An 11,829-nucleotide genomic window follows, 5' to 3' on the forward strand; every position below is an offset into this window, starting at 1 on the left:
CGCTGCGCAAGCAGGTCCCGCATGCTGTGTGCAACGCTGGCGCGACGGCGCTGGTCATCGAACACGCGCGCGATCGACTTGGTCAAGCCAATGCGTTGGTCGACCTGCCGCAGCAGCAGCACGCCACCATCACTGACGATATCGCCGCCATCGAATGCCGCCTCAATCACGCGGCGTCCGACCCTCCCCAAATCCACTGGTTCAACGGTACAATTTGGCATCGGCGGTCCTCGGTTGTTGTTAGGCGTGAGAACCAATAACAACGCGCTTCATGGCGTGGCCGCCGACCTCTTCTCATGAAATATCCGGGCTAGGCGGCGGCGGGCGGCCCCAGCAGGAAGCCCTGGAAGGCGTCGCAGCCGTTCTCCTGCAGGAGCTGGCGCTGCTCCTCGGTTTCGACGCCCTCGGCGATGATGGCCAGACCCAGGCTGTGCCCCAGCGCGATGATGGTGCGGGCGATGGCGGCGTCGTTGGCGTCGGTGGTGATGTCGCGCACGAAGGAGCGGTCGATCTTGAGCTGGTCCAGCGGCAGTCGCTTGAGGTAGGCCAGCGACGAGTAGCCGGTGCCGAAATCGTCGAGCGAGAAGCCGACGCCGGCGCGCTTGAGCGCGGCCATCGTGGCCACGGTGGACTCGACGTCGCTGATCAGCAGGCTCTCCGTCAGCTCCAGTTTCAGCCGGGCCGGATTGGCGCCGGTGCGCGCCAGCACGTCCAACACCTCCTCGACGAAGCCGGCTTGGCGGAACTGGCGGATGCTGACGTTGGCCGCCAGCGTCAGTTCGCGGGTCTCGGCGCGCCGCGCCCAGCGGGCCAGGTGCGCGCAGGCGCGCTCCAGCATCCAGCCGCCCAGCGGGACGATCAGGCCGGTCTCCTCGGCCAGCGCGATGAACTCGCCGGGGCAGATCAGGCCGCGGGCCGGATGGCGCCAGCGCACCAGCGCCTCGGCGCCGATCAGCTTCAGGTGGGTGTCGAACTGCGGCTGGTGGTAGACCACGAACTCGCCGCGCAGCAGGCCGTTGCGCAGGTCCGCCTCCAGCGCCACCCGGCTCGACACGGCGGCCTGCATGCGCGGGTCGAAGAAGCGCATGGTGTTGCGCCCGGCCGCCTTGGCCTGGTACATGGCCAGGTCGGCCCAGCGCAGCAACTCGTCGATGGAGCCGGCGCGGCCGTCGAACAGGGCGATGCCGATGCTGGGCGTGGCGCGGTGCTCGGTGATCCCCAGCGCGAACACCTCGACGAAGGCGGCCAGGATCTTGTCGGCCAGCAGCCGCGCCGCCGAGCTGGCCTCGCCGGCCGCCGGCGGCAGGTTTTCCATCAGGATCACGAACTCGTCGCCGCCGAGGCGGGCCACGGTGTCGCTGGTGCGCACGCAGTGCCGCAGGCGCCCGGCCACCTGGCGCAGCAGCACGTCGCCCTGGTCGTGGCCGAGGGTGTCGTTCAGGCTCTTGAAGTTGTCGAGGTCGATGAACAGCAGGGCGCCGGCGCCGCGCGCGCGGCCGCAGGCGGCGAAGGCGTGGCCCAGCCGGTCCAGCAGCAGCGCGCGGTTCGGCAGCCCGGTCAGGGAATCGTAGAAGGCCAGCCTGCGGATCTGGCGCTCGTCGGCCTTGCGCCGCGAGATGTCGGTGTTGATCTCCAGCACCGACTTCGGCGCGCCGTCGCTGTCGCGCACCAGCGACCAGCGACCCTCGACCACCAGCGCGCCGCCGTCCTTGCGGCGCTGTTCCAGCTCGCCGCTGCACTCGCCGCGGCGCATCAGGTCGTCGTGCATGCCGGGCAGGTCGCCGCCGCTGCTCTGCACCAGCTCCGGCAGCGAGCGGCCGATGGCCTCCTCGGCCGCCCAGCCGTAGAGCCGCTCGGCGCCCTTGTTCCAGAACAGGATGGTGGAATCGAGGCCGCGCGCGATGATCGCGTCCTGCGCCTTGTCCAGCAGCGCGGCCTGGTCCAGGATGCGCGCGTCGGCGATCTCGCGCTCCAGCTCGAAGGCCACGCGCGCGGCGAAGATGCGCATGGTCGAGAGGATCACGTCGTGCGTTTGCAGCGGCTCGGCGAACAGCGCGCACAGGAAACCGAGCCGCTGGCCGGACGAGTCGATCAGGGCCTGGCCGGCGTAGGCGCTGGGCGCCAGGCCGCCCAGCGGGCTGGCCGGCGGGAAGCTGGCGCGCAGCCGGTCCGTGACCACCCAGTGGTCGGCGCCGGCCAGGTTCTCGCACGGGCTGCCGGCCACGCGGTAGTCGAAATTGTCGACCAGCCGGCCGTCCACCATGGCCACCAGCGTGCGCGCGGTGGGCGGCTCGCCGGGCAGCAGGCGGGCGACGAAGCTGGCCCGCGCGCCCACCGCCTCGCCCAGGTTGCCCAGCAGGCTTTCGAAGAAGGCGGTGCCGGAGCGGGCGCACACCCCGGCCGCGACCTTGACCACGGCGCGCCGCAGGCGGTCGCGCTCGCTCTCGGCGCGCAGGTTGGCGATGCCGATCGCCAGGTCGTCCACCAGTTCGCGCAGCAGGCACACCTCCTCCGGCGACACCTCGCGCTCGCGCGCCGACATCAGGGCCACCAGGCCGAAGTTGTGGTCCTTGTCGCGCAGGGGCAGGGCCACCAGGGTCTGGAAGCCGGCCCGCCGCAGCGCGGGCGCGGCCTCGCCCAGCGCGGCCGGGAAGTCCGCGCAGACCACCGGTTGGCCGCTCAGCACGGCCTGGCCGCAGGGCTCGCCGCTGGCGCCGAACAGCGACCAGGTCAACGGCAGCTCCGCCAGCAGCGCGCCGCGCTCGTCGTCGGGGTACCAGGCCACCGGCTTGATGCTGCGCGCCGCGTCGTCGTTGGCCTGGCTGACCCACGCCATGTCGTAGCCGCCCAGCTCCACCGCCAGCCGGCACACGCGCGCCACCAGCTGTGGCTCGTCGGCCGCGCGGGTGACCTCCTCGTTGCAGCGGCTCAGCATTTGCAGGGCGCGGTTGCTGCGCGCCAGCTCCACCGTGGTGACCTTGCGCTCGTGGATGTCCACCGTCGAACCGACCACGCGCAGCGGCCGGCCCGACGGCGCCCAGATGCCCTGCGCGGTGGTTTCCAGCCAGCGGTAGCCGCGCGCCCGGGTGCGCAGGCGGAACTCCAGGCGCACCGGCTCCTGCCGCCGCCGCCGAAGGTGGCGGGCCAGCGCGAAACGCGTGGCCGCGCGGTCGTCGGGGTGCAGCACGGCCAGCAGGCTGTCGGTGCAGTCCGGGAACTCGGCGGCGGAATAGCCCAGCATGGCGCGGAAGCGCTCGCCGTACTCGATGCGCGTGCCCGGCAGCTGCCAGTCCCACAGCGAGGCCCGCGCCGCGTGCATGTAGCGCTCCCCGGAGGCCCGCAGCGCCTCCAGCAGCGCGGCGTGGCGGCGCAGCTCCAGCCGCGCCATGACCTGCTCGGCCAGCACCTCCAGCAGGCCCAGTTGGCCCGGCGTGATGGCGCGCGGGCGGGTGTCGAACACGGCGAGCGCGCCCAGCACGTGGTGGCGCGCCGTGGTCAGCGGCACGCCGGCGTAGAACACCAGGTGGGGCGGGCCGGTGACCAGCGGGTTGCGCTCGAAGCGCGGATCGCGGCGGGCGTCGCCGACCACCAGCGGCTCGCCCGCCTCGACGGTGCGGGCGCAGAAGGAGATGGAGCGGCAGGTCTGCCGGAAGTCCAGGCCGATGGCGCACTTGTACCACTGGCGGTCCGCGTCCACCATCGTCACGACGGCGATCGGCATGCCGCACTGCCGCGCCGCCAGGCCGGCCAGCCGGCCCAGGCCGGCGTCGGCGGGCGTGTCGAGGATGTTGAACGAGTAGAGCTCGGCCAGGCGGGCCTGCTCGTTCCTGTCTAGCGGCTTCATCTGCGGGTCACCGGATAGGCGTTCTTGCTTATGCCGATGGTAGCCGAACGACGGAGAAAATGCATCCGTCCGGCGTGCGGGGCGCGGGCCCCGGCGGCGCTGGCGCATAAATAACCCAGGGTTATTTTTCGGGCGGCGCGCCGTAGTGGTCGGGGGCGCCGTCGGGCACGACGTCGACGCGGTCCAGCACGAAGCCGGGGTCGAGCGCGTACACCCGCAGCGTGTGCGCGCCGGCGGCCAACCACGGACGGGACAGGGCGCGCACGGCGCTATTGCCCAGCACGTTGCGCTTCCATTCGTCGCTGCGTCCGTGGGTGCGGTAATCCAGCACCTCGACCGGTCCGCCGTCCACGCTGACGCCCAGCCGCAGGCCGTTGGCGGAGGTCAGCGGATGCACCGGCACGGCCACCAGTTTGATCGTCGCCGCGCCCGCTCCCTTGTGCTCGAAGCTGTATTCCAGCGGAGGGATGGTGGCCGCCACGGCTGACGCGCCTGCCGCGTCCACCGACGGCAGCGACAACAGGCTGCGCAGGCTGCCGCCCTTGCTGCCCAGCCCGGGCACCACCTCCCATTGCGGGTTCGGGCGGGCCGACGCCGCCGCGAACGACACGGCGCGCGCCTTGTTCGCCGGCAGCGCCAGCGGCCTGGCAGGCGCGGGATAGCCGGGGTACACCGGTTCGAGGAACACCGGCAGGCGGCGCGGCGCCAGGTCCATCATGTGGCGCCATTTGCCGCCGGCCAGCGCGTTGTAGCGCGCCGTGTCGGCCACCAGCGCCGCGTGCGCGGCCCTGGCCTGGTCGACCTGCTCCCGCGCCCCCGCCTGTCCCTGGCGCGCCAGCACCGCCGCCAGTTCCAGCTTGAGGATGCGCGCGTTCAGGCTGGCGGCGGCCCGCACCGGGTACAGCACCAGCTCGAAATAGGCGTCCCGCCGTTCCGGCGGCAGCGCGGCGGCGATCTCCTCGGCCTTGCCGGCCATGGCCTCGTAGCGGGCCAGGCGGCGGCGCGCCTCGTCGCCGCCGGATCGCACATAGGCGTTGGCGCCGTTCGGCGTGGTGGGCTCGGTCTGGCCGAATCCCATGAATTCGGGGCGGCGCTCCCAGGCCAGGTCGTAGAATTCCCGCATCAGCGCGGCGATGGGCGCGGCCCGCGCGGCGCCGAACTGCTTGGCGTACCAGGCGCGCATGTGCTGTTCCGGCGTTTGCGCGGACAGGCTTTGGTCGAAGGCCAGGTCGAGGAAGTACTGGGTCAGGTATTCGAGCGGCTTGATATCGCCCACGTTGGCGATCCACATGGCGCGCGCGCCGGTCTGGTAGGCGCGGTCCAACTGCTCGCGCACCAGCGCGGGGTGGGTGGTGCCCAGCCACAGGTAGTCGTGCGGCCGGCCCCAGTAGGAGAGGTGGTAATAGACGCCGGCGCCGCCGGGGCGGGCGTTCTCCGCCGGCGTGTTGAGCTGCTGGATGTAGCCGTAGTTGTCGTCGGGCCAGACCAGCGTGACGTCGCCGGGCACCTTCAGGCCGGCCTTGTACACGTCCAGCACCTCCTTGTAGAGGGTGAGGGCCTGCGGCACTTCCTCCACCTTGCGGCCCTTGGACCTGGCCAGCATGGCGCGCTGCAGGTCGATCACCTCGGCCACGGCGTCGCGCGCCCGCTCGGGCGTGTCCGCGCCCTCCATCGGCGAGTCGTGGACGCCGCGCAGGCCCAGGCTGTAGATGTTGTCGAAGTCCTTCACCTGGTCCACGCGCGCCTGCCAGTAGCGCAGCATGTTGCCGCGGTTGGTGAAGAAGTTGAAGGCGCCGTCCTCCTTCCGCCATTCGCGCACGTTGTTGCGCATCATGGGCTCGGCGTGCGAGGTGCCGACCACGATGCCGTAGTCGCGCGCCATCTCGGCGTTGCCGGCGATCTGGTAGAACGGCTTGGTCGAGTCGTGCATGGCCGGCCAGACGGTGTTGGCCTTCAGGCGCCACAGCAGTTCATAGATGCGCGCGTAGGTGGCGGGGCCGATGTCCTTGCTGGCCGTGTCGTAGGTCTTGGCGGCCCAGGGCTGCAGGCCCCAGTCCTCGTCGTTGAGGAACACGCCCCGGTAGCGCACGGACGGCGCGGACGACAGCACCGGCGTGTCGGCGATGGCCACGGCGGCGGCCCGGCGGGGCGCCACGTCGGCCCACCATTCCCAGGCGGAGACGCCGATCTCGCGCGTCAGGTCCACCACGCCGTACACGGCGCCGCGCGGGTCGGAGCCGGCGATCAGCACGTAAGTGCGGCCGGGCGCGCGGGACGGGACCACCACGCGCTTGTAGCGTTCCCATTCGCCGCGCAGTTCGTCCAGCTTCACGCCGGCTTCGTCGGCGACGGCGCGCGCCAGCGCCGAATCGTGGCGGGCGATGACGACACAGGTCGCGCCGCAATCGGCCAAGCGGGTGCCCAGCGTTGGCGCCTGGCCGCCGAGGGCTTGCAGGTCGCGCCCCAGCATGCGGGCGGCCAGCGCCAGGGTGGGGTGGTCCTCGTGGACCAGCGTGGCGAGCTGTTTGCCATCGTAGAGCGTGGCCGCGCCGGCGCAGAGGGGCAGGGTCAGCGCCAGGGCGGCGGCCAGGCGGGCCGGGATGGTGATTGGTGTCATGGGGGCGTCGATGCGGTGATGGTGACGGAATGGTAGCGTGGAAGCCGCTATTAAAGCACTAATATTTCAGTCGGGAGGTATGCTTTTTTTGCCTTGGGCCATATCGAAAAGCGTATCGCGGCGGGTTTTTTTGTGATTGGTCAGCGGCTTGGCGATGCGTTACGGTATTGGCAAGCACCCTCACCAAGGATCCCCCATGGCCCCGCCGCTTTCCACCGCCAGCGCCCCGCTGGCCGCGACCCCGTTCGCGAGCACCAGCCACCGTTCGATCATGTCCCTGCTGGCCAGCTTGTTCTTCACCTGGGGCTTCATCACCGTCATCAACAACACGCTGCTGCCCCACCTGCGCAGCGTGTTCGACCTGAACTACACGCAGACGACGCTGATCGAATCGGTGTGGTTCATCGCCTATTTCGTCGCCTCCATCCCGTCGGCGCGGCTGATCGAGAGGGTCGGCTACAAGAAGTCGCTGGTGACGGGGCTGTGCGTGATGGCGGCGGGCTCGCTGATGATGATACCGGCGGCCCGCCTGCCTTCCTACATCGTCACCCTGTGCGCGCTGTTCGTGATCGCCTGCGGCATCACGCTGCTGCAGGTGGCGGCCAACCCCTACGTGGCGGTGGTGGGTTCGCCGCAGACGGCGTCCTCGCGCCTGAACCTGGTGCAGGCCTTCAATTCCCTCGGCACCACTTTCGCGCCGCTGTTCGGCGCCTACCTGATCCTGGGCCGCTCCAACGCCGGCACCGCCGAGGCGGGCCACGTGCTGACCCAGGCCGAGCGCCTGGCGGACGCGCAGGCGGTGCAACTGCCCTACCTGATCGTGGCGGCCGTGCTGGTGGTGCTGGCGCTGGTGATCGCGCGCTATCCGCTGCCGGAGATGCACGCGGCGAAAAGCGCGGGCGCGGCGCCCGCCGCCGCCGAGGAGCGCGCCACGCATTCGCTGTGGCGCCACCGCAACCTGGTGTTCGGCGTGCCGGCCATCTTCATCTACCTGATCGCCGAGATCGGCGTGGCCAACCTGTTCATCAACTTCGTGGCCCTGCCGGACATCGGCAACCTGAGCCACGAGCAGGGCGCGCACTACCTGTTCCTGCTGTGGGGCGGGATGATGGTGGGCCGCTTCGTCGGCAGCGCGCTGATGCGCACCATCTCCGCCGAGCGCGTGCTGGCCGGCGCCAGCGTGGGCGCCTGCGCCGTGATGCTGGTGGCGACCTTCGCCAGCGGCCAGCTGGCCATGTGGGCGCTGATCGCGGTGGGCCTGTTCCACTCCGTGATGTTCCCCACCATCTTCACGCTCGGCATCCGCGGCCTGGGCCCGCTGACGGAGAAGGGCGCCGGACTGCTGATCATGGCCATCGCCGGCGGCGCGCTGGTGGTGGTGCAGGGCTGGCTGGCCGACACCTTCGGCCTGCAGGCGTCCTTCCTGCTGACGGCGGCGTGCGAGCTGTACACGCTGTTCTACGCGCTGTGGGGCGCGCGCGCCACCAACGCCTACGCCGAGGCCTAACGTTCCAGCGGGGGGCGGCCCCCCGTCTCGGTGTGCTCGGCCTGTAGTGCCGAGCCCTGCCGTCTATCGACCTTGCGATGGAAGCGCGGCGCGGTCAGCACCCGCAACGCCACGCTGCGCTCCACGCCCAGTATTTGCATGAACTCGAAAGCCGGACCCACGCCCTCGACGGGCACCAGTTCCAGCGCCGCGTCCACCTTCCTCGCCACCTCGACATTCCGACGCTGATCCGCGCCTTTCATCTTGCTCTCTTCCCTCGGTTCCATTACAACCCTCGATAGGCAAAGGCTCACTGTGACAAAGCCCGGGCGGCGCGTATGTGGTCTATCTCACACAAGGACGCATTTTTGCCGTGTCCGCGTGCCTTATCGCGCCGCGTAATCCATTGCGCTCTGCAATAGAAGCGAGCTCGTCCGATCGAGGACTGGCGGGCTCAGCGGCGCTTCAAACCCGCCAGCAGGGCCACCGCGCTCAGCACCAGCAGCGAGCTCAGCAGATAGAGCGCGTATTCCATGCCGCCGGTGGCGGTCTTGATCTGGCCGATGACCCACGGCGCGGCGATGCCGCTGGTGATGCCGACGCTGCTGATGACGGCGATGCCGCCGGCCCGCGCCGATTGCGGCAGGTGGGCGGTGGGGATGGCCCAGAAGATGGGCAGCGCCGAGAAGATCAGCGCGGTGGCCAGCGACAGCAGCGCCAGCGCCGCCGGCAGGCCGCCCGGGTTCAGCGCCAGCATCGACAGCGCGATGGCGCCGCCCGCCACGCAGCAGGCGAAGTATTTGCGGTGTTGCGCGCCGCGGTCCGAGCGGCGCGCGATGACGATGACGGCGACGGCGCCCACCGCGTTCGGGATCACCGAATAGAGGCTCACCAGGAGCACGTCGGCCACCCCCAGCTCGCGGATCATGATGGGCATCCAGAAGCTCAGCGTGAGCGAGGCGCAGGTCAGCGTGAAGTAGATGAAGGCGAACAGGTAGACCAGCGGATTGGCGAGCACGGAGGACAGGCCCCGGCGGCCCGCGCCCGGCGCGGTCCCGCTTTGCTCATCGGCCAGGTTGGCCGCCAGCCGCGCCTTCTCGGCGCCGCTCAGCCATGAGGCCCGGGCCGGGCGGTCGTCCAGGTAGTAGTGGGCGACGAGCGCCAGCAGCAGCGCCGGCGAGCCCTCGATGGCGAACATCCACTGCCAGCCGCGCATGCCCAGCACGCCCGCCATGTCGCGCATGATCCATCCGGACACCAGCCCGCCCAGCACCCCGGCCACGGCCACGCCGGCGAAGAAGAACGACAGCACGGACGCGCGCCGCAGCGCGGGATACCAGTAGGTGAGGTAGAGCACGATGCCGGGGAAGAAGCCGGCCTCGAACACGCCGAGCAGGAAGCGCAGCGTGTAGAACTGCGTGGGCGTGGACACCCACATCATCGCCACCGAAGCGGCGCCCCACAGCAGCATGATGCGCACGAAGGTCTTGCGCGCGCCGAAGCGCTCCAGCAGCAGGTTGCTCGGCACCTCGAACAGCACGTAGCCGACGTAGAACACGGCGGCCCCCAGGCCGTACATGGCGTCGCTGAAGCCCAGGTCCTGCTTCATCTGCAATTGCGCGAAGCCGATGTTGATGCGGTCCAGGAAGGACACCACGTAGCAGATGAAGAGGAAGGGGATGATGCGCAGGGAAACCTTGCGGTACAGGGCGTTGTCGGTGCCGGAATCGGCGGTGGCCTGGGCCGGCTGGACGCCGGCGAGTGTGGTGTGCATGATGGTCTCCTTATGCGTTGAGCGGGCCGCGGGCCTTCGGCGTGCCGGTCGGTCAACGCATGGTAGGAGGTGGATGGTTATGTGTAAATCGCGGGCCTGTCATAGTTGATATGAACAATGTTCATATACCGCCTACTCGGGCCGGCCGTCGAACACGTCCTTCACCAGCTTGCGCAGCCAGGTGTTGGCGGCGTCGTGGTGGTAGCGCGGGTGCCAGTGCTGGCGGATGGCGAACGGCGGCAGCTTGACCGGAGTCTCCACCATCCGCACCGTCTTGTAGCGCACGAACTCCGTGGCCAGTTCGCGCGGCACGGTGGCGATCAGTTGCGGATTCTGCTCGATGATCATCGGCACCGTGAGGAAGTGCGGCGTGGTGAGGTAGACGCGGCGCCGGCCGTCCAGCTGGTCGATCACGCTGTCGTAGCTGTCCTCGCGGCGGCCGGACAGCGACACCACGATGTGCTCCATGGCGAAGAACCGCTCGGCCGACATGGCCGCGCCTATGCCCTTGTTGTTGCGGTTGACGATGGTGACGAAGGTGCGCATGAACAGCTGCTGCTGGAACAGGCCCTCCGGCATCGAGTGCAGCGAGCCCATGGCGAGGTCCGCCTCGCCGCTCTCCAGCGCCGCGAACACCTGGCGCGGCGCCACCTGCAAGGTGCGCAGGGTGCAGGACGGCGCCACCTGGCGCAGCCGCTCGATCAGCCGCGGCAGGAAGATCAGCTCCCCCATGTCGGTCAGGCACAGGCCGAAGCTGCGCCGGGAGGTGGCGGCGTCGAAGCCCTCGTGCACCAGCAGGTCGGCGCGCACGGTGCCCATCACCGCCAGCACCGGCCGCACCAGCTCCAGCGCCTTGGGCGTGGGCTGCATGCCGGCGCCGGTCTTGAGGAACAAGGGATCGGCGAAGAACAGGCGCAGGCGCTTGAGCGCGTGGCTCACGGCGCTCTGCGACATGCCCAGCTCCTCGGCCGCGCGGCTCACGTTGCGCACGCGTATCAGCGCGTCGAAGACGGGCAAGAGGTTCAGGTCCAGTTCAGTGTTATGTATGGGATTCATACGTGTAATGATGGCTGTGCGATTTACACATAATACTCCCGATCGTATGCTGTGGTGACTGGCCCAACAAACTGGAGATAAATCGTCATGAGTGCAAAACAGTTCGCCTCCCAGGCAGACCTGGAAGAAAAGAAAACCAGCTTCATCAAGCTGTCCGACAACGCCTACGCCTACACCGCCGAGGGCGACCCGAATTCCGGCGTGATCATCGGCGACGACGGCGTGATGGTGATCGACACCACCGCCACCCCGGTGATGGCGCAGGCGTTGATCAGGCATATCCGCTCGGTCACCGACCTGCCGATCAAGTACGTGGTGCTGTCGCACTACCACGCGGTGCGGGTGCTGGGCGCCTCCGCCTACTTCGCCGAGGGCGCGCAGCAGATCATCGCCTCGCGCGGCACCCATGAACTGATCGTCGAGCGCGGCGAGCAGGACATGCGCTCGGAAATCGAACGCTTCCCGCGCCTGTTCGCCGGCGTGGAATCGGTGCCCGGCCTGAGCTGGCCGACCATGGTGTTCGAGAAGGAGATGACCATCTTCATGGGCAAGCTGGAGGTGAGGCTGGCGCACATCGGCATGGGCCACACCAAGGGCGACACCATCGCGTGGCTGCCGTCGCAGAAGATCTGCTTCTCCGGCGACCTGGTGGAGTACGACGCGGCCGCCTACACCGGCGACGCGCAACTGGAGGAATGGCCGGCCACGCTGGAGGCGCTGCGCGCGCTGGGCGCCGAGAAGCTGGTGCCGGGACGCGGCCCGGCCCTGCTGAACGCCGCCGAGGTCAACGCCGGCATCGACTACACCAAGGACTTCGTCGGCACGCTGCTGCAAAGCGCCAAGGAGGCCGTGGCGGAAAACATGGACCTGAAGCGCGCCATGGCGCACGTGCGCTCGAAGATGGATCCCAAGTTCGGCCACGTCTTCATCTACGAGCACTGCCTGCCGTTCGACGTGACGCGCGCGGTGGACGAGGCCAAGGGCATCAAGCATCCGCGCATCTGGACCGCCGAGCGCGACAAGGAAATGTGGCACGCGCTGCAAGACTGACC

Annotated in this window: 8 protein-coding genes; 2 read left to right on the forward strand and 6 right to left on the reverse strand. The window is 69.5% G+C overall.

Features of this window, described 5'->3' with window-relative positions:
- The 3 genes from BM436_RS30825 to BM436_RS30835 form a co-directional block, all read right to left on the reverse strand.
- The coding region (locus BM436_RS30825; protein WP_177307656.1) for a transposase at positions 1 to 221 on the reverse strand (221 nt) is incomplete at its 3' end.
- A gap of 89 nt (positions 222 to 310) precedes the next feature.
- A complete protein-coding gene (locus tag BM436_RS30830; protein WP_093560025.1) occupies positions 311 to 3,844 on the reverse strand; it encodes an EAL domain-containing protein in 3,534 nt (1,177 codons plus the stop codon).
- A 121-nt stretch (positions 3,845 to 3,965) separates the two neighbouring features.
- The gene (locus tag BM436_RS30835) at positions 3,966 to 6,461 is read right to left on the reverse strand and encodes a glycosyl hydrolase 115 family protein (RefSeq protein ID WP_093560027.1); all 2,496 of its coding nucleotides are present in this window, start codon (positions 6,459 to 6,461) and stop codon (positions 3,966 to 3,968) included.
- A gap of 196 nt (positions 6,462 to 6,657) precedes the next feature.
- Between BM436_RS30835 and BM436_RS30840 the strand changes: the two genes are divergently transcribed.
- Positions 6,658 to 7,968: a sugar MFS transporter gene (locus tag BM436_RS30840; RefSeq protein ID WP_093560029.1), complete on the forward strand. Its 1,311-nt coding sequence runs from the start codon at positions 6,658 to 6,660 to the stop codon at positions 7,966 to 7,968.
- Here the strand turns inward: BM436_RS30840 and BM436_RS30845 are convergent.
- The 3 genes from BM436_RS30845 to BM436_RS30855 all read right to left on the reverse strand — a co-directional run bounded on the left by BM436_RS30845 (position 7,965) and on the right by BM436_RS30855 (position 10,777).
- Entirely contained in the window at positions 7,965 to 8,210 is a 246-nt protein-coding gene (locus BM436_RS30845; protein ID WP_143133382.1) for a hypothetical protein, read from the reverse strand. The genes BM436_RS30840 and BM436_RS30845 overlap by 4 nt on opposite strands.
- A 191-nt stretch (positions 8,211 to 8,401) precedes the next feature.
- The gene (locus BM436_RS30850; protein ID WP_093560033.1) at positions 8,402 to 9,721 is read right to left on the reverse strand and encodes an MFS transporter; all 1,320 of its coding nucleotides are present in this window, start codon (positions 9,719 to 9,721) and stop codon (positions 8,402 to 8,404) included.
- Between the two features lie 132 nt (positions 9,722 to 9,853).
- Positions 9,854 to 10,777: a LysR family transcriptional regulator gene (locus BM436_RS30855; protein ID WP_093560035.1), complete on the reverse strand. Its 924-nt coding sequence runs from the start codon at positions 10,775 to 10,777 to the stop codon at positions 9,854 to 9,856.
- A gap of 87 nt (positions 10,778 to 10,864) precedes the next feature.
- Here BM436_RS30855 and BM436_RS30860 point away from each other — a divergent pair, with 87 nt between their 5' ends.
- Positions 10,865 to 11,827 carry an MBL fold metallo-hydrolase gene (locus tag BM436_RS30860; protein ID WP_093560037.1) on the forward strand — a complete coding sequence of 321 codons (963 nt, stop codon included), beginning with the start codon at positions 10,865 to 10,867 and terminating at the stop codon, positions 11,825 to 11,827.
- Positions 11,828 to 11,829: the final 2 nt, after the last annotated feature.

The sequence above is a fragment of the Pseudoduganella namucuonensis genome, assembly GCF_900116645.1.
GTDB lineage: Bacteria > Pseudomonadota > Gammaproteobacteria > Burkholderiales > Burkholderiaceae_D > Rugamonas > Rugamonas namucuonensis.

Bases quoted from the DNA above. Each gene is read 5' to 3' on its own strand.
- BM436_RS30830 (WP_093560025.1), bottom strand. From the start codon at position 3,844: ATGAAGCCGCTAGACAGGAACGAGCAGGCCCGCCTGGCCGAGCTCTAC.
- BM436_RS30835 (WP_093560027.1), bottom strand. From the start codon at position 6,461: ATGACACCAATCACCATCCCGGCCCGCCTGGCCGCCGCCCTGGCGCTG.
- BM436_RS30840 (WP_093560029.1), top strand. From the start codon at position 6,658: ATGGCCCCGCCGCTTTCCACCGCCAGCGCCCCGCTGGCCGCGACCCCG.
- BM436_RS30845 (WP_143133382.1), bottom strand. From the start codon at position 8,210: ATGAAAGGCGCGGATCAGCGTCGGAATGTCGAGGTGGCGAGGAAGGTG.
- BM436_RS30850 (WP_093560033.1), bottom strand. From the start codon at position 9,721: ATGCACACCACACTCGCCGGCGTCCAGCCGGCCCAGGCCACCGCCGAT.
- BM436_RS30855 (WP_093560035.1), bottom strand. From the start codon at position 10,777: ATGAATCCCATACATAACACTGAACTGGACCTGAACCTCTTGCCCGTC.
- BM436_RS30860 (WP_093560037.1), top strand. From the start codon at position 10,865: ATGAGTGCAAAACAGTTCGCCTCCCAGGCAGACCTGGAAGAAAAGAAA.